Here is a 22,363-nt window from a genome sequence, read left to right as displayed (position 1 = left end):
GTGGCAGACAGCTATGACGTAATCGTGCTCGGTTCGGGTCCGGGGGGCTATGTTTCGGCGATCCGCTGCGCGCAGCTTGGCCTCAAGACCGCCATCGTGGAGCGCGAGCTGCTGGGCGGGATCTGCCTTAACTGGGGCTGCATCCCGACCAAGGCGCTGCTGCGTTCGGCCGAGATCTTCCATTACATGCAGCATGCCAAGGACTATGGCCTTGCCGCCAAGGAGATCGAGGCCGATCTGGACGCGGTGGTCAAGCGCTCTCGCGGGGTTGCCGCGCAGCTCAACAAGGGCGTGACCGGGCTGATGAAGAAGAACAAGATCACGGTCCACATGGGCAGCGGCAAGCTTGTCGCTGCGGGCAAGGTCGAGGTGAAGGGCGAAAAGGGCACCGAGGAACTGACCGCCAAGCATGTCATCGTCGCGACCGGCGCGCGGGCGCGCGACCTGCCCGGCAATCCGGCCGATGGCGACCGCATCTGGACCTATCGCCACGCGATGACGCCCAAGGAAATGCCCAGCAAGTTGCTGGTCATCGGATCGGGCGCGATCGGGATCGAATTCGCCAGCTTTTACAATGACATGGGTGTCGACGTCACGGTCGTCGAGATGATGGACCGCATCGTGCCGGTGGAAGACAAGGACGTCTCGGCCTTTCTGGAAAAGGCGCTGACCAAGCAGGGCATGACGATCAAGACCGGCGCCAAGGTCGAGGTTACCGGAAAGACCGCGAAGTCGGTCAAGGCGAAGATCACCGACAAGGCCGGCAAGGCCGAGGAAACCGAATTCAGCCATGCGATCGTCGCCATCGGCATCGTTCCCAATACCGAGGAGATCGGGCTGGAGAAGCTGGGTATCACCGCCGACCGCGGCTTTATCCAGATCGACGATTACGGCCGCACCAATGTGAAGGGCGTGTGGGCCATCGGCGATTGCACGCCCGGCCCGTGGCTGGCGCACAAGGCAAGCCACGAAGGCGTTACCGCGGCGGAATCGATTGCGAAGGAACTGGGCAACAAGGACGTGCATCCGCATGCCATGGATCGCCGCAACATTCCGGGCTGCACCTATTGCCACCCGCAGATCGCCAGCGTCGGCATGACCGAGCTCAAGGCGAAGGAAGCGGGCTATGAGGTGAAGACCGGCACCTTCCCCTTCATCGGCAACGGCAAGGCAATCGCGCTGGGCGAGGCCGAGGGTTTCACCAAGACGGTATTCGATGCCAAGACCGGCGAGCTGCTGGGCGCGCATATGATTGGTGCGGAAGTGACCGAGATGATCCAGGGCTACGTCGTGGGCAAGACCCTGGAGACGACCGAAGCGGAGTTGATGAACACGATCTTCCCGCACCCGACCATCAGCGAGAGCATGCATGAAAGCGTGCTCGCAGCATATGGACGCGCGCTGCATATCTGATCGAACGCGGGCAGGGCCGAGAAGGCCCTGCTTCGCCTTTATCGCGGCAGCAATACCGACCGGTGCTCTGCCACCGTATCCATCAGCCATTCCTTTCCGGCACGCACGCGGGCAAGCGAGCTGGTGTCGGCATGGGTGACCAGCCAGAAGCTGCGCAGGATCGTGCGGTCGGGCAGGATCGGCACCAGTGCCGTATCGGCCCCGGCGATAAAGCGCGGCAGCACGCCAAGCCCCGCGCCCTGCGCGATCAGGCGGTGCTGCGCATTGATGCTGGATGATCGCAGGCTGGCGCGCAGTCCGGGATGGATCTCGTCCAGATAGACGAGTTCCGGCGCGTAGACTAGTTCCGGGACATAGCCGATCAGCCGGTGCCCGCGGGTCAGGTCTTCTGCCTTTTCAGGCATGCCCGACTTTTCGATATACCCCTGCGTCGCATAGAGCCCGAGCGAGTAATCCGACAGCTTTCGTGCGATCAGCTGACCCGATCGCGGCCGCGACAGCATCACCGCAATATCCGCTTCCCGCCGCGATGGGTTCAGGAACCCGCTGCTGGCGACAAGGTCGATGGTCAGCGCGGGATGGGCCGCGGCCAGCTTGGGAATATGGCGCGACAGGAACCATGTGCCGAAACCCTCGGACACGCTGATGCGCAAGGTCCCGGCCAGCCCTCCTGCGGGATCGGCGCCGTCGCGGATGCGCGCGGCGGCGCGGGCCATGGTCGAGACCTGTTCGAACAGATCTTCGCCCGCCTCGGTCAGCTGATGCCCTTCGCGCCCGCGTTCGAACAGGGCGGCGCCCAGCGCCGTTTCGAGCCGTTTCAGCCGGCGGCTGACCGTGGTGGCATCGACCCCCAGCAGATTGGCGGCGTCGACCGTCCGGCCCGAATGGGCCAGTGCCAGAAACACCTGAAAGTCGCTCCAGTCTATATCCTGCATTTTTGCAGCGCCAAGCCGTAAAATTGATCGTTGCTTGCAACTGTGCGCCCTGCGATGGTGCTTGGCAATACAAAGGCGCCAGTGTTTTGCGCCGGAAAACTACGGAGAGTGACAGGTCATGCGCACGATAGACCATTTCATCGCGGGCGGAGCGGGCGCGGCCACGGGCCGCAAGCACCAGGTCTGGAACCCCTCGACCGGCGAAGTGCAGGCGGAGGTTCCGCTTGGCGATGCAGCCCTGCTGGACAAGGCGGTCGAGATCGCGAAAAAGGTTCAGCCCGAATGGGCCGCGACCAATCCGCAGCGCCGCGCACGGGTCATGTTCCGCTTCAAGGAACTGATCGAGCAGAACATGCAGGAGCTGGCCGAGCTGCTTTCGAGCGAGCATGGCAAGGTCGTCGACGATGCCAAGGGCGATGTGCAGCGCGGGCTTGAAGTGATCGAGTTCGCCTGTGGCATTCCGCAGGTGCTCAAGGGCGAATACACGGTCGGCGCGGGCACCGGCATCGATGTCTATTCGATGCGTCAGCCGCTGGGCATCGGCGCGGGCATCACCCCGTTCAACTTCCCGGCCATGATCCCGATGTGGATGTTTGGCATGGCGATCGCAGCGGGCAATGCGTTTATCCTCAAGCCCAGCGAACGCGATCCGTCCGTACCGGTCCGTCTGGCTGAACTCTTTGTCGAAGCGGGCGCGCCCGAAGGCCTGCTGCAGGTCGTGCACGGCGACAAGGTGATGGTCGATGCGATCCTCGACCATCCCGACATCGCGGCGGTCAGCTTCGTCGGTTCGTCCGACATCGCGCATTACGTATATAACCGCGGCGTCGCTGCCGGAAAGCGCGTGCAGGCGATGGGCGGGGCCAAGAACCACGGCATCGTGATGCCCGACGCCGACCTCGACCAGGTGGTGAACGACCTTACCGGCGCGGCTTTCGGATCGGCTGGCGAACGCTGCATGGCGCTCCCCGTCGTGGTGCCGGTCGGCGAAGAGACCGCAGACCGCCTGCGCGACAAGCTCTTGCCCGCGATCGATGCGCTTCGTGTCGGGGTTTCGAACGATCCGGATGCGCATTACGGCCCCGTCGTCACGCCTGAGCACAAGGCGCGGATCGAGAAATGGATCCAGACCGCCATCGACGAAGGCTCCGAGCTGGTCGTCGACGGGCGCGGCTTTACGCTGCAGGGGCACGAGAAGGGCTTCTTCATGGGGCCCACGCTGCTCGACCGCGTGACGCCCGACATGGAAAGCTACAAGGAAGAGATCTTCGGCCCCGTGCTGCAGATGGTGCGCGCCAAGGATTTCGAGGAAGCGGTCGCGCTGCCGTCGAAGCACCAGTACGGCAATGGCGTCGCGATCTTCACCCGCAATGGCCACGCGGCACGCGAATTCGCGGCGCGGGTGAATGTCGGCATGGTCGGCATCAACGTGCCGATCCCGGTGCCTGTCAGCTATCACAGCTTTGGCGGGTGGAAGCGCAGCGCGTTCGGCGACACCAACCAGTACGGCATGGAAGGCCTGCGGTTCTGGACCAAGGTCAAGACCGTGACCCAGCGCTGGCCCGACGGCGGCGTCGGCGACGGGGCCAATGCGTTCGTGATACCGACTTTGTAATCGTAGCGGGCATTCAATCGCATCGGGCATTGTCGCCGCGGGACATCGACGCACGCTGGCGCGTTGATGGGGAACAATGCCCATTCGATTGCACAGGAGACGCAATGGCTCGTTCGATATCATTCAGGGATCTGGCTTTTCCGCTGGCGCTCGGCGCGACGGCGGTGCTGACATCCTGTGGACCTTCGCCGTCGGAATCGCCGGAAGATACGGCTGGCGCCGCGCAAGAGGTTCCGCCTCAGGCACCCGCGGAGGTTGAGGCGGACACGATCCCCACGAACCTGCGCGGCAACTGGGGCATGAACGCAGCCGATTGCGAAGGCGGTGCATCCGCCAAGGGGCTGCTCGAGATCGACGGGACGACGCTGACCTTCTATGAATCGGTCGGCACTTTGGAAAACGTCGACAACGCCAGTCCCGGTTCGATCCAGGCCGAATTCGCCTTCGAAGGCGAAGGCATGGAATGGACGCGCGAAATGAAGCTGGAAACCCGCGGTAACGGGCAGGTTCTGGTCAGGCAGGAATTGGGTGATGAGGCGATGCCCGGTGCCATCGAATACCGCAAATGCACTTGAGCAAAAGGTGACCGATGATGCGACATATCTCTCTTCTTGCCGTTGCAGCCCTGACAGTGACGGGATGCACGACCCCGTCCACGGATGCCGCGCCGATCGAACGCGGAGGTTCGGGCGTGTGTAACGCCGATAATGTTCAGGACCGTATCGGACAGGTCGCCACCCCGGAGCTGGGCGCCGAACTGCTCGCTGCGACCGGTGCGCGGACATTGCGCTGGGGTCCGCCGCGCAGCGCCATGACGATGGATTATCGCCCCGACCGCCTGACGGTTTCCTATGACGACAACATGGTGATCGACCGGATCAGCTGCGGCTGATCGGGCGAGCCACCCACAGATGATTTGAGGACCCATGACAGGCCAGTTCGACCTTACCGACGACCAGCAGGCCATACAGGAGATGGCGCGGCGCTTCGCCGCTGATGCCATCACCCCGCATGCCGCCGAATGGGATGAGAAGAAGATCCTGCCTCGCGACACGCTGACGCAGGCGGGCGAGTTGGGGTTCGGCTCGATCTATGTGTCCGAGGAATCGGGCGGGATCGGGCTAGGCAGGCTGGAGGCAGCGCTAATCATGGAGGCGCTTGCCTATGGCTGCCCCTCGACCAGCGCCTTCATCTCGATCCACAACATGGCCAGCTGGATGATCGACTGCTTTGGCGCCGATGCGGTGAAGGAGAAATATCTGCCTTCGCTGGTCACGATGGAAACGCTTGCCAGCTATTGCCTCACCGAACCCGGATCGGGATCGGATGCGGCGGCGCTCAAGACCAAGGCGGTCGACAAGGGCGATCACTGGGAAGTCAGCGGTTCGAAGCAGTTCATTTCGGGCGGCGGCGTGAACGAGCTCTACGTCACCATGGTCCGCACCGGCGAGGACGGGCCCAAGGGCATTTCCTGCATGGTGATCGAAAAGGACATGGAAGGCGTGTCCTTTGGCGCGCAGGAGAAGAAGCTGGGGTGGAACTCCCAGCCGACCGCGGCGCTGATCCTCGACAAGGTGAAGGTGCCCAAGGAGAACATCATCGGTGCCGAAGGGCAGGGCTTCGCGATCGCGATGCAGGGTCTCGATGGCGGGCGGTTGAACATCGGCGCCTGTTCGCTGGGCGGCGCGCAGCGCGCCATCGACGAGGCACTGGCCTATGTGAAAGACCGTGAGCAGTTTGGCCGCGCCATCGCGGATTTCCAGAACACGCAGTTCATGCTGGCCGAAATGGCGGCAGAACTGGAGGCGGCGCGGGCGCTTCTTTACCTTGCCGCCGCCAAGGTGACGGCTGGCTCGCCCGACAAGACGCGTTTTGCCGCCATGGCCAAGATGATCTCGACCGAAACCGGCAGCAGTGTCGTCGACCGGGCGCTGCAGCTGTTCGGCGGCTACGGCTATCTCAAGGAATATCCGGTCGAGAAGCTGTGGCGCGATCTGCGCGTCCACTCGATCCTCGAAGGCACGAACCAGATCATGCGCATGATCATAGGGCGGGAGATGGTGCGATGAGCGAGGTTCTGATCCATACCCATGGCAAGCCGGGCAGCCGGATCGGTCACATCTCGTTGAACCGGCCCAAGGCGATTCATTCGCTGACGATGGAAATGTGCGAGGCGATGATCGCTGCGCTGCTGGAATGGCGCGACGATGCCGAGGTGAAGGCCGTGGTCATCGATCATGCCGAAGGCCGCGGTTTCTGTGCGGGCGGCGACGTGACGCTCCTGCGCAATTCGGCGCTGGAAGACGGCGGGAAATCGGGCCGCGCGTTCTTTCACACCGAGTATCAGCTCAACCACCTGCTGTTCACCTTTCCCAAGCCGGTGGTCGCCTTCATGGACGGCATCACCATGGGCGGCGGCGTGGGCATATCGCAGCCCGCGCGCTACCGCGTCGTCACCGAAAACACCCGGTACGCCATGCCCGAAACGGGCATCGGGCTGATCTGCGACGTCGGCGGCGGCTGGTATTTGTCGCGCCTGCCGGGTCAGCTGGGCAAGTTCCTCGGACTGACCGGTGCAAGGCTGGACGGGTCGGAATGCCTGTGGGCGGGGCTGGGCACGCATTATCTGGACAGCAGCGCGACCGCCGAGGCCAAGGCCCGGATCAGCGAGGATCCCGGCCAGATAGAGGCCATTCTCGACGAGTTGTCGGTCGAGCCGCCGGAGCCGCGCCTGAAAGGAAACATGGACTCGATCAACCGCCTGTTCGAGGGCGATACCTTGGCCGAGATCATGGATGCGCTTCAGGCCGATGGCGGCGAATGGGCGACCAAGGAGCTGAAGACGCTGCGCAGCAAGAGCCCGATGACCTGCGCGCTCGTCCTGCGTCAGCTGCGCGAAGGGGTGAGGGCATCGACTTTCGCCGAGAACATGACGATGGAATATCGGGCGGCCGGGCGTGCCATCATGCTCCCCGATTTTGCCGAAGGCGTTCGCGCCCTGATCGTCGACAAGACGGGCGACCCCCAGTGGAAACCCGCCAGGGTCGCCGACATCGATCCCAAGGCCGTCGATGCGGTGTTCGCGCCACTCCCGCCAGAACAGGAATGGAAACCGCTATGAGCTATGAAACGATCCTCGTCGAACAGAAAGATGCCGTCACCTTGGTGACGCTGAACCGACCCAAGGCGCTGAATGCGCTGAACTCGCAGGTGCTGGACGAGCTGATCCGCGCCTTCGCCGCCTATGAGAAGGACGGAGGCCAGCGCTGCCTCGTGTTGACGGGCAGCGGCGACAAGGCCTTTGCCGCGGGCGCCGACATCAAGGAAATGCTCGATAAGCAGGCGGCCGATTTCTACCTCGAGGATTTCTTCGCTGGCTGGACGGCGGATCTGGTCAAGAAAACCCGCAAGCCGTGGATCGCCGCGGTCAACGGCTTCGCGCTGGGCGGCGGGTGCGAGCTGGCGATGATGGCCGACTTCATCCTCGCGTCCGACACCGCGAAATTTGGCCAGCCCGAGATCAAGCTGGGCGTCGCGCCCGGCATGGGCGGATCGCAGCGGCTGACCCGCGCGGTCGGCAAGTCCAAGGCGATGGAAATGTGCCTGACGGGCCGGATGATGGATGCCGGGGAAGCCGAGCGGGCCGGACTGGTCGCACGCGTGGTGCCCGCCGCCGAACTGCTGGACGACGCGCTCACGACCGCCGCCGCCATTGCCGCGATGCCGCCGATGGCCGCGATGATGAACAAGGAGATGGTCAATATCGCGTTCGAGACCACGCTTGATCAGGGATTGCTCGCGGAGCGCCGCATGTTCCAGATCCTGACCGCGACCGAGGACAAGGCCGAAGGCATGTCCGCCTTTGTCGAAAAGCGCGAAGGCCAGTGGAAGGGACGCTGAGACGTTCCGCAAATCACGATATCGAGAGGACTAAAAGCATGAGGATCGCCTTCATCGGCCTTGGCAACATGGGCGGCGGGATGGCCGCGAATCTGGCGAAGGCGGGACATGACGTACGCGCCTTCGACCTTAGCGAAACCGCGCTCGCGCAGGCCCGCGAAGCTGGATGCACGGGCTTCAGCTCGGCCAAAGAGGCGGTGCAAGGCGTCGATGCGGTGGTGTCCATGCTGCCCAACGGCCAGATCGTGGACAAGGTCTATACTGACGAGGTGATCGGCCATGCTCCGCAAGGCGCGCTGATGATCGATTGTTCGACCATCGACGTCGCGACCGCGCGCAAGGTGATCGAGGCTGCGGAAAAGGCCGGATACGACATGGTCGATGCACCGGTTTCAGGCGGTATAGCGGCGGCCAATGGCGGCACGCTGACTTTCATGGTGGGCGGCACCGATACAGCGTTCGAGCGGGCCGAAACGGTGCTGAACCCGATGGCCAAGGCGGTCATCCGCGCGGGCGAGGGCGGCGCGGGCCAAGTCGCCAAGATGTGCAACAACATGCTGCTCGCCTGCCACATGATCGGCACTTGCGAAGCGCTCAAGCTGGCCGAGCGCAACGGGCTGGCGATGGAGAAATTCCACGAGATCAGTTCGAAATCGACGGGCTATTGCTGGTCGCTCAACGACTATACGCCTGCGCCGGGGGTGGGCGCCGCCAGCCCCGCCGACAATGGCTATGCGGGTGGTTTCGCGGTTGCGCTGATGCTCAAGGACCTCAAGCTGGCGATGGACGCGGCAGAGCGTAGCGGTGCCAAGGTCGAACTCGGCAGCAAGGCGGCGGAGATCTACGAAGCCGCGAATGCGGCCGGGCTGGGCGGCAAGGATTTCGGCGCGATCTTCGAAACGCTCTAGGCTTCGCTGGCGGGCAATTCCTCACCGGACGGCGCGCGCAATATGGGCGCGCCGCCGCGATAGAGATGGTCCAGCACCACGCGGTGCAATGGACGCTTGAACTCCACGCCATAGAACGATCCCTCGTTCCAGCAGATGCGCGCCGGAAATGCTGAGATATGCCCCATGGTCAGCATGATGTCGGCGCCGATCGGCAACTGGTACATGCGTTCCAGCAGGCGGCATCCCTTGGAAGAGAGGTCGATGATGATCGCGGCACGCTCACGCCCGTTCTGAACGCGGTACAGGCCGTGAACCGTCACTCGCGAGCGGTCTTCGATACGCAGATTCATGGCGGCTCCGGCTATGGGTTCAGGCGACAAGTATCATCGATTGGCGCGGATCGTCAGCAAGCTGTCGCTGTTGTCAACGCGATTCGCCTGCGGCCTCGCGATCACAGCAGGCGCTTTTCCTCCAGCAGATCGGGAAGATCGTTCTCGTAAAGCACGACGTCTTCAGACTTGGCGTCCAGTTTCAAGGCCTTGCGCGCTTCGCTGAAGCTGGCGACCTCGATCGCGGGCTTGCCCGCTGCCGACAGGGCAGAGGTAAAGCTGCCGATGCGCGACGGGTTTACCGCATAGATCACATCCGCAAGCCCGGCGGCATATTCGCCCAGCTTGGCGTGGACGCGGTCGTGCTCCATGCCCAGTTCAGCGATTCCCGGCGTAACAAGGATCGCGCGCCCGCCGCGCTGCCGCGCGAGTTCCGCTGCTACGGCAACGGCATTCCGGAAACCCGCCTCATTCGCGTTATAGGCATCGTCCAGAACCAGCGGCTCGCCGGGGCTTTCGCGCTTTTGCAGGCGGTGCGGGACTTGCTCGACATCGGGCGTGACGAGTGGAATGCGCTTGGCAATAGAGGGATCGATGATCGCGGCCATCGCCACAGCCAGCGCCGAGTTGGTGACATTATGCTCGCCCAGCAGCGGCAGGTCGTAACTGAGCGTGCCGAACCCGCCCTGCCGCCGGTCTTCCAGCGTGATCACCCAGTCGGCATCCTGCAGCGCGGCGGAGGCGATCCGGATATCGGCGGTTTCCTCGGGGCCGACTGTCACGACCTGACCGGGATAACGCTCGGCCAGACCGCGGAAGGGGGCATAGTCCATTACCTGGGTCGCGACGACGGCCGTGCCGCCCTTTTCGCAGACGGATTCCACCAGTTCGGATTTGGCCTTCGCGATATTCTCGACCGATCCGAAACGTTCGGTATGCGCGTCGCCTATGGCCGTGACGATGCCATAGTCGGGCTGCACGAAGCGGCACAGCCGCGCCACCGAACCGATGCCGTATGCGCCCATTTCCGCGATAAAGAACCGGTGGCTCCATTGCAGCCGCTCGCGGATGTGGCGGGTAAGGCCAAGCACCGTGTTGATCGACCCGCGCGAATAGAACACCGGCCCGGCCACGCCCAGAACCTCGGCAAAGATGTGTTTGGTCGTGGTCTTGCCGAAGCTGCCGGTGATGCCGATGCGGACGGGGTCGAGCCGGGCCAGCTTTTCCCGCGCCTCGGTCACGAAGCCTTCGTTCACCTTGTTCTGGACAGGCTGGAGAATGGCATTCGCGATGATCAGCGCAACCGGCGGCAATTGCACCGCGATCAGCGCCTGTATTGGCCCCATGGAGGCCAGCAGGACAAGCAGCAGGGATATGATCGCCGCCACGTTGCGGATCCGCCGCGCCCGCTCCGTCAGGGCGAGCGGCTTCTTGTAGCGGTATTGCCGTTCGAGCCAGGCGATACCGGCCAGAAGCGCGGCGCTGGCCAGAATGGCGGTTACCGATACGCCGATCAGGTTCCCGCGCGAATAGGCCAGCGCGCTGACAAGCGTAAGGACCAGCAGCACAATGCTGGCGCGCACGTCGTAAAGCCGCATGCGCAGGATCGCGGCGGGAAAACGCTTCGCATCATATTCCTCCTGCTGGAAATAGGTGAGCAGCGTGTGCAGCCGCACCCACAGCAGGAACGCGAAGGCGGCGGCGAAGATCGCGATAGGCGCCAGTATCATGTCCGGGCCCCCGCAAAGCCGTCAGCCGTCGGCGCGCCCTTTGGCAGTCCCTCCTTGATCGCCAGCGCAATCTGGTGCCGTCCGCGATCGAGGATCGAGATATGGTCGCAGAAGGGGACTTCGACATAGCTGGCGTTGGGCACCAAGGATGCGATCTTGCGGCCGATCTCCGGCGGGGTGTCCTTGTCCTCGGCGCCATAGATCAGCGTTGTCGGCATCATGATGCGGGCAAGATCGGGGCTCTGATCCTCATTCACAGTCGCGGTGAAGATGTCGCGCATGCCGGTTTCGCGGCTGTGCACGTAATCGACGCTGCCGAATTTGCGTTCCAGTTCGATCAGTTCCGCCTCGTCCTTCGCACTGGCTTTCAGCTTCTGGAATTTGGCCGAATTGCGCTTGCGCTTCAGCCGTTCCCATTGGCTCAGCTCTCGTGGGATGCCAGCACCGGCGACAATCACCAGCCGCTCGATCAATCCGCCCGAACGGCGACCAAGCCGCAGGCCGATGCGCCCGCCAAGGCTGTGTCCGACCCATGTGCAAAGATCGAAACCCAGCTGGTCAACCATGTGGCGCGCCATGTAATCGGCGTATTCCACCGTTCCCCATGCATCATCGGGCCTCTCGCTCTTGCCGAAACCGGGCAGATCGAACAGGTAGGCATCGACAAGCGGCGCAAGCGCCTCGGCAACAGGGATGAAATCGCGATGCGACCGGTCCCAGCCGTGGCCAAACGCCACTTTCGGTGCGCCGGGCGTGCCGATCCGGATATGATGGGGAGGCTTCATGCCGCCCTTCTTACAGCGCCAGATGCGGCGCACAAGATTGGCGGGCGATGCCCTGTGGGTGGCCTGCGTTGGAACTGGGGATAGCGCAAATGGCGGAGCGGGAATGACAGGCGCGAATGACAACAGGCTGAGGGTCGCCGTGCTGTTCGGCGGCGCGAGCCAGGAGCATGACGTCTCGGTCGTGTCGGCGCATCAGCTGATGGACGGCTGCGACGTGCGCGAGATCGAGGTGATCCCCGTGTACACCGATTTCGAGAACCGCTTTTTCTCCGCGCCTTTTCTTCGCGATATCAGGCGGTTCAAGCCGAAACCGTCCGGCGCGCCGGAGGTGTTCTTTCGCTGGAGCGAGCGCGGGCCGGTCATGCAGACGCTGCAGGGCGGCGAGCAGATGCCGATCGATTGCGTGCTGCCCGTGTTCCACGGCCCGTTCGGAGAGGACGGTCGCCTTCAGGGCCATTTCGAATTGCTGGGCATTCCGGTCACGGGCTTTGCCGCGGGATCGAGCGCGATGGCAATGCGCAAGGACGCGACCAAGGCGCTGGTCAAGCTGGCGGGCGTGAACGTGCTGGATCACGTCACCGCCAATCGCGCCAGGCTGGCGGACACCGATGCCCTGATCGCAGAGGTCGAGGCGAAGTTCGGTTTTCCCACCATCGTGAAGCCCGCGAATCTGGGAAGTTCGATCGGCGTCGGGTTGGCGAAAAGCGCGGCCGATCTGCCCGCGCTGGTCGCCTATGTGCTGGCGCAGGACAATCTGGCCATCATCGAGCCGCAGGTTCAGAACCTCGTCGAATACAACATCGCCATGCGCTGGGACCGCGATACGCAGGAGGTGAAGCTCTCCGCGATAGAGCGGCCCAAGAGCGGCGCGGAACTGCTTGATTTCAAGGAAAAATACCTTTCGTCCGGTGGCGGCTCAAAGGGCTCCTTCCTGCCGTCCGAGGGCATGTTGTCGCTTACCCGCGACATCAATCCCGATCTCCCGGGCGAAATGAAGGCGACGATCCACGATTATGCGCGCCGCGCATTCATCGCGCTGGGCCACCGCGGAGCGCCGCGCATCGACTTCATGTCGAACCGCGAAACCGGCGAGATCTGGTTCAACGAGATCAATGCCATCCCCGGCAGCTATGGCTTCTTTCTGTGGGAAGCGGCCGAGGAGCCGCTGCTGTTTCCCGAACTGGTCAACCATCTCGTCGCCGAGGCGCTGGCCGGCAGCGTGAAGCGTTTCGACGACCCCGTTCCGCAAGGCGCCTTTTTGCTCCCGCGATGACACGCATACGATTGCAGGCTTTCGTATCACGGCAGCGCTGCTAGGCAGGTTTCCCATGACATCCGCACAGAAAATCGTCGCCATCGATGTCGGTGGCACCAACGCCCGTTTTGCCCTTGCCGAAGTGGATCACGGTTCAGTCACTCACTTGGCCGAACCTGTCACGCTGGCCACGGGAAGCGTATCGGGGCTGGCCGCTGCGTGGAAGCGTTTCGCGGATTCGCAGGGCGAGCCGCTGCCCCGCGCGGCGGCGATCGCGGTTGCCGGACCCGTCAGCGCGCAGGAAATCCAGTTCACGAATTCGCACTGGGTGATCCGGCCTGCGGACATCGCAAGCGAACTCGGGCTCGATTCGCATCTGTTGATCAATGATTTCGAGGCGGTGGGCCATGCCGTGGCCGCCGCCGATCCCGCCCATTTCGTCCATCTGACCGGACCCGAGCAATTCCCTCCGCATGGAACCACCACAATTGCGGGTCCGGGCACCGGACTGGGCGTTGCAGCGCTGGTCCGGCGGCCCGACGGGTCCTACCGCGTGCAGCCGACCGAAGGCGGACATATCGGTTTCGCGCCCGAGGATCGGGTGGAGGAGCAGATCCTCTCGCATGTACGCGCCTCGCTGCCGCGCGTATCGGTTGAGCGGATGTGTTCCGGACCCGCTATCGTCTATCTCGCCGAATCGATCGCCCGGATCGAGGGGCTGACGGTGCCGTCTGGCGACGACCGCGAATTATGGCTTTCCGCGCTGACAGGCAGCGATCCGGTCGCGGTCATGGCGTGCGAGCGCTTTTGCATGATCCTGGGCGCGGCGGCGGGCGATCTTGCGCTTGCGCATGGCGCGAATGCGGTTGTCATTGCCGGCGGGCTGGGCCTGCGGCTGAAGGACGAGCTGTCGAAGCCCGGCTTTTCCGACCGCTTCGTCTACAAGGGCCGGTTCAGGGGCTTGATGGAGAAGATACCCGTCAAGCTGATCACGCACCCGCAACCCGGCCTGTTCGGCGCGGCGGCGGCCTATGCCCAGGCGCATGCGCCCGGCTAGGACCGCCGCGGCGGCGCCGGTCAGGTGAACGAACCGCCCGACGCGGCCTTTTCGGCGAGCAGGGCGGAAGGCTCGATGCCCATCTTTTCAAGCCCCGCGACGATCTTCGGCAGCCCGTGAATGTCGGCCCAGCACATCGGCCCGCCCTGATAGGACGGCCAGTTATAGCCGAGGATCGCCGTCACATCGATGTCTCCTGCGCGCAGGGCAATGCCTTCTTCAAGGATCTTCGCACCCTCGTTCACCACAGGATAGAGCAATCCGGTCAGGATCTCATCGGGTGACAGTGGGGGAGCGGCCTCTACGCCGTTCGCCTGACGCACCTTGTCTATGATATCCAGCGCGGCGGGCGAGGGGGTGCCGCGGCGTTTCTCGTCATAATCGTAAAAGCCGCCGTTCAGCTTTTGCCCGCGGCGTTCGGCCTTGACCAGTTCGCCGGTCATCGTCGTCTCGCCGGGGAAGGTGATGACGTCCAGCCCGATCAGGTCGAGCAGCGCGATGGGGCCCATGGCAAAGCCATATTGCCGCATCACCGCGTCGATCTCCTGCATGGGCGTGCCGCGCAGCAGCATGTTCTGGCTGGCGACCATATAGGGAAACATCAGGCGGTTGGCGATGAAACCGTCGCACACGCGGGCAAGCACGGGCGTCTTGCGCAATGTCTTGCCCAGCTTCATCCCCGTCGCAATCACGCTGTCAGAGCTTTTCTCGCCCCGCACCACTTCCAGCAGCGGCATGACATTGGCGGGAGAGAAGAAGTGCAGGCCCAGCACCATCTCCGGCCGCTTGGTCATTGCCGCGATGTGGTCGATGTCGAGGAAGCTGGTATTAGAGGCGAGGATCGCGCCCGGCTTTGCAATGGCGTCGAGGCGAGTGAAGACCTTTTCTTTGATCTCCATGCTTTCGAACACGGCCTCGATCACCAGATCGACGTCGGACAAGTCCTCCATCGCCAATGTGCCGGTGATGGAATCCATCAGCGATTCGACCTGATCGTCCGTCAGGCGGCCCTTCTTCGCCGTGTTTTCGTAATTCTTGCGGATCACGCCCAGCCCGCGGTCGAGCGCGTCCTGCTTTACCTCGACCAGCTTCACCGGAATGCCCGCATTGGCAAAGCACATCGCAATGCCGCCGCCCATGGTCCCCGCGCCGATGATTCCGACGCTCTTGATGTCGACCAGAGGCGTCTCCTTGCCGATGCCGGGCACTTTCGCCGTTTCGCGCATGGCATAGAACACATGGATCAGCGCGCGGGACTGGTCGGATGCCAAAAGTCGTTCGAATTCGCTGCTTTCAACTTCGACGCCCTGTTCGAAGGGCAGTTCGACGGCGGCCTTGACGCAGGTCAGGATCGCGTTGGGCGCGATCACCCCGCGGAACGACCGGCCATGGGTTTCGCGCACGCGGTCGAACAATTGCGGATCGGCGCGGTCTTTTTCGGTCCAGTTGCTATCCTGCGAGGCGCGGGGCAGGGGGCCATCCTTCGCCATCAGCGCGGTGGCCATTTCGATGGCCGCGGCGTCCAGTTCGGCCTGCGGGACAATCTTGTCGACCAGCCCGGCATCGAGCGCCTTTTTCGCCGCGATCGGCTTGCCGGACAGCATCATGCCAAGCGCTGCTTCCGCGCCGATCAGCCGGGGCAGCCTTTGCGTGCCTCGCGCACCGGGCAGCAGGCCCAGCTGAACCTCGGGCAGTCCCATCTTGGAATCGTCGGCGGCAACGCGGTAATGGCAGGCCATCGCCAGTTCCAGGCCTCCGCCAAGCGTGGTCCCGTGGATGGCGGCGATGACGGGTTTCGGCAAAGCCTCGATCTTGTCGAAAACGTCGCCGTGAAAGGGCTGCGGAACATTGGGGAATTCGCCGATGTCGGCGCCGGCGGGAAAGGTCGATCCGTCGGCGCGGATGATGGCGGCGCGGATGTCGACGTCCGAATCGATTCGGTCGGCAGCCTTATCAAGCCCCGAGCGGACGGAATGACCCAATGCATTGACTGGCGGATTGGCGATCGTGACGATCGCGATGCCATTTTCTACGCTGACGGTGACGGCTTCGCCCATAGCTTGCTCTCCCAAACGGCCTGTTGAAGCGAATCGCTTCGCATATGCAGGCTGTGGGATGGCTGGCCCGGTCGCGAATGGCAAATGGACGAAATGCCAGTTGTCGTGCCAACCGATGCGCCCGCCATGAAAAAGGCCGCCCGATCCAGAAAATCGAGCAGCCCGAAATTCGAATTACTGGTGACGGATCAGAAGCTGACCGGCGGACAACCGCAGTCGTCATCATCCGTAAGCACGATCACGCCGCCCGCGATAAGGGCAAGGCCAAGAAGGATCAGCAGGGTGCCGTTTCCTTCGGCATTAAGCTTGCTGGCAGAACCGGCCGGGGCCGATACGCGCAGGTTCGACGTACCAACGGTGCCCAGCGGCGAAGCATGAGCGGCAACCGGTGCGGTCGCCAATCCAGCGATTGTAATCGCGGCAGTGACTTTCTTCAGCAGCATATTACCCCGCTTTTGATATGGCTATTCGGTTAGCGTTCTATTCCGTTATATCCGAAAATCGATCACTTTGCAATGCAGCGTATTTTCGGCGCGATCTTGTTGCAGTTGCGAGATGGAGCGCATCAGCGACAACATCTTAAAGCTACCAAGGCCCGGGCCACTTTCCGCCATGTGTGCGGAGAACCTGACAGTTACCGCAATCAGACTTTCAGACAATTAGCGTTCCAAGAAGTCTTTGAGCCACGCTCGTTTTTTTCACATTACCTTGCCCTTGAAATGAACCGAAGGGCGAAAGGTTCTCGCAAATGCGATGAATCGCACTCACGCTGCCGCCAGATGCAACGCTGATGGGATATCCCACTCGATATGAGAAACCCCGCAGCGAGAATGCTCGCCACGGGGTTTCGCATGGTCAGCGGCCAGGAAGTGCCGCCCTGACGATGCCTCTATCGCGTTTTCGCGCCCCTGTTTCGTTCGGAAATGTTCCGTTCGGAACGCCGTTCCACAGATGGTCAGTCGTTACCGAATAACGGGGCGGCGACCACTTAGCGATAATGCCTCGTAGTGGACTTCACCGACCTCTCTGCTGGACCATGAGACATCGGATCACCTCCTTTCGCGCCGGGGCCAAGACTACCGCTCATCCGCAAGCCCCCAGGTGCCTTGCGTGCGGCCGGGCCGGGGCGGGATACGGGCCGTTGGCTGCCCTGTGGCTGCCGACATCCCGTCGCCCCGTCCTTGATTCGCAACGTGCTTTTTTTGCCTTGCAACGACAAGACTTGAATCGGTTTTATTCACTGTCAGGATAGACGGGTTGTCGCGAATACCGGCGCAGCCTTCTGACATAGCCTTGGCCTGTCCCCGCAAAGCGGCGGTTCCGCAGGGTTCAGCGGCAGTCCTGCGCAACCCTTGCGACTTCCCCCCAGCTGGGCATCACAAGCAGCGGCATTCCCGTGACCCCGACCGCGAAATGTCCACGCGAAAAGACGATCGCGTCGATCAGCGAATCATTGGGCGACAGGCTTGCGACCAGTTGCGGAATCTGGCCGGACTGGATCGCGCCGGGAACGGTCCGCGTGGTCGACGTGGTGGCGATGGTCATGCCCGTCTCGGCGACACTGGCCGGGCTGCCGGCGCGCCACAAGCGGATCTGCCGGCTGGCCTTTTCGCAGGCCATGGTGAACTGGGCGCCCGACTGCGTGGTCCCGAATAGCGCACGGGTGACATTGCCGTCCGCGCGATAGGTCCACGTGCCCGGCGTCGCGGGCAGATCAGCCCAATCCGCGATCGAATGTTGCGGCGTGACGGCGGGCGCCGGGGCCGGTGCAGGCGTCGGAGCCGGTGCGGGGGCTGGCGCCGGTGCCGGACGACTCGGCGCACAGGCCGCGGCGAGCAGCAGCCCGCTCGCCGCGATCATCGTGCCCGTGATCGTCCAGCAACGCCGCATTGCGCGGGCCGCAAGGGCTTTTCGCTGAGAACTGGAGAGGGTTTCGGTAAGGGGCGAGGCTGAATTGCGGCTTGGCGTCATGGGGCGCTTATGCGAAGCCTTGGCCGCATGCTCAAGCCCAATCGGCCAGAGCGCCTTTTCCCGCCGACTTCCCGCCGACCGATCATCACAGAAACCCGCCATCCCATGCCTCCAACCTCTGCCCGCGCCAAACCGCAGAAAAAACGCATCGACCAGATCTTGGTCGAACGCGAACTGGCCGAAAGCCGCAGCCGGGCTCAGGCGCTGGTCATGGCGGGGCTGGTCTTTTCAGGCGAGGTGAAGATGTCGAAGCCCGGCCAGCAATTGCCCGAAGATGCGCCGGTCGAGGTGCGCGGGCGCGATCACCCATGGGTTTCGCGCGGCGGCATCAAGCTCGCCCATGCGCTGGATCATTTCGCTCTTGATCCGCAGGGCGCGACCGCGATGGATATCGGGAGCTCGACGGGCGGCTTTACCGATGTCCTTTTGTCCAATGGCGCCGAACGTGTGTTCGCGGTCGATTCGGGGACGAACCAGCTCTCGTGGAAACTGCGTAGCGATCCGCGCGTGACGGTGCTGGAGCAGACCAGCGCGCGTATCCTGACGACCGATCACATCGACCGCCCCTGCAGCTGGGTCGTTTGCGACGCCAGCTTTATCTCGCTGGCAAAAGTGCTGTCCGTTCCTCTGTCGCTGGCCGCGCATGACGCGACACTGGTCGCCCTGATCAAGCCGCAGTTCGAGGTGGGCCGCGAAGAAGTGGGCAAGGGCGGCGTGGTGCGCGATCCCGTCCTGCATCGCCGCGTGTGCGATGAAGTGGCCGCATGGCTGGAGGGCGAGGGGTGGACCGTGCGCGGCCTGACTGAAAGCCCGATCAAGGGGCCCGAAGGCAATGTCGAGTTCCTGATCTGGGCCGGACGGGGAACGCGCGCGGCGGATGGAGGGTTTGAAGAGGCATGAACGAGCCGATCAGCAACAAAGCCGACGCACCGCCCGCAGCGAAACATCAGCCCGCTTACCGGCAGAAGTCCGTCCTCTGGTGGGCGATGGTCTGCGTGCCCGTCATCGTCGTGCTTGGCCTGTTGTCGGGCCAGCTTTCCGGTTCGGGAGCGGACGATCCCTGGTTCGAGGCGCTGGTCAAGCCCGACATCTATCCGCCCGGCTGGCTGTTTGGTGTCGTATGGACAATCCTCTACGCGCTCATGGGCTTTGCTCTCGCGCTGGTGTTGGCAAGCGACCGCAAGGAGCATAAGAAATCCGCGCTGGTGATGTTCGGCGTCCAGTTCGCCGCCAATCTTCTGTGGTCGCCGATCTTTTTCGGCATGCACATGATCGCCTTCGGCTTCTTCTGGATCGTGATGATGGTCGTGCTGGTGCTGGCCACTATCGCCTATTTCGCGCGAGTGAGTCCGCTGGCGGCGGGGTTGCTGGTGCCGTATCTGGCATGGGTCGCATTCGCATCGGTGCTCAACCTGCAATTCTGGCAGTTGAACTGACGCCGGATCATCTGCGCGACATCTCCGCAAAAAAATGGCTTGAGGCTTAGCAAGCTTTTATTTCTACCCGCGTCAAATCGCTCTCGTTATCTCGTTGATCGAGCAGCCAGACCGCTGTGCGACCTGACAACGGGAGCGTATCTTGCCGCGTGCATTGACCCATCTCGAACGGCTAGAGGCCGAGAGTATCCATATCATCCGCGAAGTGGCGGCAGAGGCCGACAACCCGGTCATGCTCTACTCCGTCGGCAAGGACAGCGCCGTGATGCTGCATCTTGCCAAGAAGGCATTCTATCCCAGCCCGCCGCCGTTCCCCCTGCTGCACGTCGACACGACCTGGAAATTCAAGGCGATGTACGAGCTGCGCGAGAAGGCGGCGAAGGACGCGGGGATGGAGCTGCTGGTCTATCAGAACCCCGAGGCGAAGGAGCGCGGCATCAACCCGTTCGACCACGGTCCGCTGCACACCGACATGTGGAAGACCGAGGGGCTGAAGCAGGCGCTCGACAAATACGGTTTCGACGCGGCCTTCGGCGGTGCACGGCGCGACGAGGAGAAGAGCCGCGCGAAGGAGCGCGTGTTTTCGTTCCGCACCGCCAGCCATGGCTGGGACCCCAAGAACCAGCGGCCGGAACTCTGGAACCTTTACAACGCGAAGAAGGCGAAAGGGGAGAGCATCCGAGTCTTCCCCATCTCCAACTGGACCGAGCTGGACATCTGGCAATACATCCAGCTTGAGGGCATCGAGATCGTCCCGCTCTATTTTGCCGCCAAGCGCCCCACCTTCATTTACGAGGGCGGCCTGTTCATGGCCGACGACATCGAGCGACTGGAGCAGGTGATGGGTACCCGGCCCGAGATCACCGAACGCTCGGTCCGCTTTCGCACGCTGGGCTGCTTCCCGCTGACCGGTGCGGTCCAGAGCGAGGCGACCACGCTGTCCGAAGTCATTCAGGAAACGCTGCTCACCACGACCAGCGAACGGCAGGGCCGTGTCATCGACAAGGATGCCGGCGGCGCCGGCATGGAGAAGAAGAAGCAGGAGGGTTATTTCTGATGGCCGACATCGAAAAAGAGCCCGTCTACAAGACCGATGCGCTGATCGCGGAAGATATCGACGCATATCTCGAAACGCACCAGCACAAGACCATGCTCCGCTTCATCACCTGCGGCAGCGTGGACGACGGCAAGAGCACGCTGATCGGGCGCCTGCTCTACGATTCCAAGATGATTTTCGAGGACCAGCTCGACGCGTTGCAATCCGACAGCAAGAAGGTCGGCACGCAGGGCGAGGAAATCGATTTCGCGCTGCTGGTCGACGGGCTTGCGGCAGAGCGCGAGCAGGGCATCACCATCGACGTCGCCTATCGCTTCTTCTCGACCGAAAAGCGCAAGTTCATCGTCGCCGACACGCCGGGGCACGAGCAATATACGCGCAATATGGTGACGGGTGCATCGACCGCCGATCTGGCCGTCATCCTCGTCGATGCGCGCAAGGGCGTGTTGGTGCAAACGAGGCGGCACAGCTATCTCGCCCATCTGGTCGGCATCAAGCATGTCGTGCTGGCGGTGAACAAGATGGACCTGGTCGACTACGACCGCTCGGCCTTCCTCGACATCGTGCAGGATTACCGAGAATTCGCCGAGGAACTGGGGATCGAGGCGTTCACCGCCATCCCGATCTCCGGCTTCAAGGGCGACAATATCACCGAACTGTCGGCCAACACGCCGTGGTACACCGGTCCGACCCTTATGCAGCACCTGGAATCGGTGGAGCTGTCGGCGGACGAGGATCTCGCCAAGCCTTTCCGCATGCCGGTGCAATGGGTGAACCGCCCGAACCTCGATTTCCGTGGCTTTTCGGGGCAGATCACCGGCGGCACGGTCAAGCCGGGCGATCCCGTCCGTATTGTGCCATCGGGCAAGTCCAGCACCGTGAAGTCGATCGTCACCTTCGATGGCGATCTGGAAGAGGCGCAGGCCGGTCAGTCGGTCACCATCACGCTGGAGGACGAGGTTGACGTCTCGCGCGGCAGTGTGATCGCCGCCGCCGACAATCCGCCCGAAAGCGCCGACCAGTTCGAATCCACCATCGTGTGGATGGCGGATGAGGCGATGCTGCCGGGCCGCTCCTACTGGCTGAAATGCGCGGCGCAGACCGTGTCGTGCAGCCTGCAGGCGCCGAAGTACCAGATCGACGTCAACACGCTGGATCATCTGGCGGCCAAGACGCTAGAACTGAATGCCATCGGCGTGACCGAGATGGTGACGGACAAGCCGCTGACCTTCCTGCCCTATCGCGACGATCAGGGCCGGCTGAACAAGGCGCTGGGCGGGTTCATACTGATCGACAAGATCACGAACCAGACGGTCGCCGCCGGCATGATCCATTTCGCGCTGCGCCGTTCCCAGAACGTACACTGGCAGGCGATGGACATCACGCGCGAGGCGCGCGCCGATCTCAAGAACCAGAAGCCGAAGGTGCTCTGGTTCACCGGCCTGTCGGGTTCGGGCAAGTCGACCATCGCCAATCTGGTGGAGAAGCGGCTGCACCGGATGAACCGCCACAGCTTCCTGCTGGACGGCGACAATGTGCGCCACGGGCTCAACAAGGACCTCGGCTTTACTGACGCCGACCGGATCGAGAATATCCGCCGCGTGGGCGAGGTCGCGCGCCTGATGACCGACGCGGGTATTATCGTCGTCACCGCCTTCATCAGCCCGTTCCGCGCCGAGCGCGACATGGTGCGCGCGATGATGGAGGAAGGCGAATTCGTCGAGGTCTTCATCGATACCCCGCTCAGCGTGGCGGAATCGCGCGATGTGAAGGGCCTCTACAAGAAGGCGCGTTCGGGTGAACTCAAGAATTTCACCGGCATCGACAGCCCCTATGAAGCGCCCGAGAGCCCGGAAATCCGGATCGACACGACGAGCATGACGGCCGAGGAAGCCGCCGACCGTATCGTCGAACATGTGCTAGGGTGGTGACG

21 protein-coding genes are annotated in these 22,363 nt (G+C 63.1%); 14 read left to right on the top strand and 7 right to left on the bottom strand.

Going from position 1 to position 22,363, the window contains the following annotated elements; genetic code table 11:
* Entirely contained in the window at positions 1 to 1,413 is a 1,413-nt protein-coding gene (lpdA, locus tag AC4FIJ_RS04850) for a dihydrolipoyl dehydrogenase (protein ID WP_490335594.1), read from the top strand.
* A 38-nt stretch (positions 1,414 to 1,451) separates the two neighbouring features.
* Here the strand turns inward: lpdA and AC4FIJ_RS04845 are convergent, their stop codons facing one another.
* Positions 1,452 to 2,348, bottom strand: a complete 897-nt coding sequence (locus AC4FIJ_RS04845; protein WP_490335593.1) for a LysR family transcriptional regulator — start codon at positions 2,346 to 2,348, stop codon at positions 1,452 to 1,454.
* Between the two features lie 118 nt (positions 2,349 to 2,466).
* On the opposite strand from AC4FIJ_RS04845, the gene AC4FIJ_RS04840 reads away from it, so the two are divergent.
* The 7 genes from AC4FIJ_RS04840 to mmsB all read left to right on the top strand — a co-directional run bounded on the left by AC4FIJ_RS04840 (position 2,467) and on the right by mmsB (position 8,771).
* Positions 2,467 to 3,963 (top strand): CoA-acylating methylmalonate-semialdehyde dehydrogenase, encoded by a 1,497-nt coding sequence (locus tag AC4FIJ_RS04840; RefSeq protein ID WP_490335592.1) that lies wholly within the window; start codon positions 2,467 to 2,469, stop codon positions 3,961 to 3,963.
* Between the two features lie 104 nt (positions 3,964 to 4,067).
* The gene (locus AC4FIJ_RS04835) at positions 4,068 to 4,538 is read left to right on the top strand and encodes a hypothetical protein (protein ID WP_490335591.1); all 471 of its coding nucleotides are present in this window, start codon (positions 4,068 to 4,070) and stop codon (positions 4,536 to 4,538) included.
* Between the two features lie 17 nt (positions 4,539 to 4,555).
* Positions 4,556 to 4,855 (top strand): I78 family peptidase inhibitor, encoded by a 300-nt coding sequence (locus AC4FIJ_RS04830; protein WP_490335590.1) that lies wholly within the window; start codon positions 4,556 to 4,558, stop codon positions 4,853 to 4,855.
* 34 nt (positions 4,856 to 4,889) lie between these two features.
* Complete coding sequence (locus AC4FIJ_RS04825) at positions 4,890 to 6,032, top strand: acyl-CoA dehydrogenase family protein (protein WP_490335589.1); 1,143 nt, start codon at positions 4,890 to 4,892, stop codon at positions 6,030 to 6,032.
* On the top strand, positions 6,029 to 7,084 hold the full coding sequence (locus tag AC4FIJ_RS04820) for an enoyl-CoA hydratase/isomerase family protein (RefSeq protein WP_490335588.1): 1,056 nt from the start codon (positions 6,029 to 6,031) through the stop codon (positions 7,082 to 7,084). Before AC4FIJ_RS04825 ends, AC4FIJ_RS04820 begins: the two co-directional genes overlap by 4 nt.
* Complete coding sequence (locus tag AC4FIJ_RS04815; protein ID WP_490335587.1) at positions 7,081 to 7,863, top strand: enoyl-CoA hydratase-related protein; 783 nt, start codon at positions 7,081 to 7,083, stop codon at positions 7,861 to 7,863. Before AC4FIJ_RS04820 ends, AC4FIJ_RS04815 begins: the two co-directional genes overlap by 4 nt.
* Before the next feature lie 38 nt (positions 7,864 to 7,901).
* Complete coding sequence (mmsB, locus tag AC4FIJ_RS04810; protein ID WP_490335586.1) at positions 7,902 to 8,771, top strand: 3-hydroxyisobutyrate dehydrogenase; 870 nt, start codon at positions 7,902 to 7,904, stop codon at positions 8,769 to 8,771.
* On the opposite strand, the gene AC4FIJ_RS04805 is transcribed toward mmsB, so the two are convergent.
* From AC4FIJ_RS04805 to AC4FIJ_RS04795, 3 genes are all read right to left on the bottom strand, one after another.
* On the bottom strand, positions 8,768 to 9,103 hold the full coding sequence (locus tag AC4FIJ_RS04805; RefSeq protein ID WP_490335585.1) for a PilZ domain-containing protein: 336 nt from the start codon (positions 9,101 to 9,103) through the stop codon (positions 8,768 to 8,770). The two genes, mmsB and AC4FIJ_RS04805, sit on opposite strands and share 4 nt — an antisense overlap.
* Positions 9,104 to 9,204: 101 nt before the next feature.
* Positions 9,205 to 10,812, bottom strand: coding sequence for a Mur ligase family protein (locus AC4FIJ_RS04800; RefSeq protein WP_490335584.1), 1,608 nt, complete (start codon positions 10,810 to 10,812; stop codon positions 9,205 to 9,207).
* Entirely contained in the window at positions 10,809 to 11,597 is a 789-nt protein-coding gene (locus tag AC4FIJ_RS04795; protein ID WP_490335583.1) for an alpha/beta fold hydrolase, read from the bottom strand. The genes AC4FIJ_RS04800 and AC4FIJ_RS04795 overlap by 4 nt, the downstream gene beginning before the upstream one ends.
* 103 nt (positions 11,598 to 11,700) lie before the next feature.
* On the opposite strand from AC4FIJ_RS04795, the gene AC4FIJ_RS04790 reads away from it, so the two are divergent.
* The gene (locus AC4FIJ_RS04790; RefSeq protein WP_490335582.1) at positions 11,701 to 12,870 is read left to right on the top strand and encodes a D-alanine--D-alanine ligase; all 1,170 of its coding nucleotides are present in this window, start codon (positions 11,701 to 11,703) and stop codon (positions 12,868 to 12,870) included.
* Positions 12,871 to 12,925: 55 nt separating this feature from the next.
* On the top strand, positions 12,926 to 13,909 hold the full coding sequence (locus AC4FIJ_RS04785; RefSeq protein WP_490335581.1) for a glucokinase: 984 nt from the start codon (positions 12,926 to 12,928) through the stop codon (positions 13,907 to 13,909).
* 20 nt (positions 13,910 to 13,929) lie between these two features.
* On the opposite strand, the gene AC4FIJ_RS04780 is transcribed toward AC4FIJ_RS04785, so the two are convergent.
* The 3 genes from AC4FIJ_RS04780 to AC4FIJ_RS04770 form a co-directional block, all read right to left on the bottom strand.
* On the bottom strand, positions 13,930 to 15,966 hold the full coding sequence (locus AC4FIJ_RS04780) for a 3-hydroxyacyl-CoA dehydrogenase NAD-binding domain-containing protein (RefSeq protein WP_490335580.1): 2,037 nt from the start codon (positions 15,964 to 15,966) through the stop codon (positions 13,930 to 13,932).
* Between the two features lie 188 nt (positions 15,967 to 16,154).
* Entirely contained in the window at positions 16,155 to 16,409 is a 255-nt protein-coding gene (locus AC4FIJ_RS04775) for a hypothetical protein (RefSeq protein ID WP_490335579.1), read from the bottom strand.
* An 886-nt stretch (positions 16,410 to 17,295) separates the two neighbouring features.
* Positions 17,296 to 17,856, bottom strand: a complete 561-nt coding sequence (locus AC4FIJ_RS04770; protein WP_490335578.1) for a hypothetical protein — start codon at positions 17,854 to 17,856, stop codon at positions 17,296 to 17,298.
* Positions 17,857 to 18,042: 186 nt separating this feature from the next.
* Here AC4FIJ_RS04770 and AC4FIJ_RS04765 point away from each other — a divergent pair, with 186 nt between their 5' ends.
* The 4 genes from AC4FIJ_RS04765 to cysN all read left to right on the top strand — a co-directional run bounded on the left by AC4FIJ_RS04765 (position 18,043) and on the right by cysN (position 22,361).
* Positions 18,043 to 18,837: a TlyA family RNA methyltransferase gene (locus AC4FIJ_RS04765; protein ID WP_490335577.1), complete on the top strand. Its 795-nt coding sequence runs from the start codon at positions 18,043 to 18,045 to the stop codon at positions 18,835 to 18,837.
* Entirely contained in the window at positions 18,834 to 19,373 is a 540-nt protein-coding gene (locus AC4FIJ_RS04760) for a TspO/MBR family protein (protein ID WP_490335576.1), read from the top strand. The genes AC4FIJ_RS04765 and AC4FIJ_RS04760 overlap by 4 nt, the downstream gene beginning before the upstream one ends.
* A 142-nt stretch (positions 19,374 to 19,515) precedes the next feature.
* Entirely contained in the window at positions 19,516 to 20,430 is a 915-nt protein-coding gene (gene cysD / locus AC4FIJ_RS04755) for a sulfate adenylyltransferase subunit CysD (RefSeq protein WP_490335575.1), read from the top strand.
* The gene (gene cysN / locus AC4FIJ_RS04750) at positions 20,430 to 22,361 is read left to right on the top strand and encodes a sulfate adenylyltransferase subunit CysN (protein ID WP_490335574.1); all 1,932 of its coding nucleotides are present in this window, start codon (positions 20,430 to 20,432) and stop codon (positions 22,359 to 22,361) included. Before cysD ends, cysN begins: the two co-directional genes overlap by 1 nt.
* Positions 22,362 to 22,363: the final 2 nt, after the last annotated feature.

It is taken from the genome of Croceicoccus sp. (genome assembly GCF_983967925.1).
The sequence above is the reverse complement of the archived record's forward strand: the minus strand, read 5'-3'. Positions and strand labels throughout refer to the sequence as shown.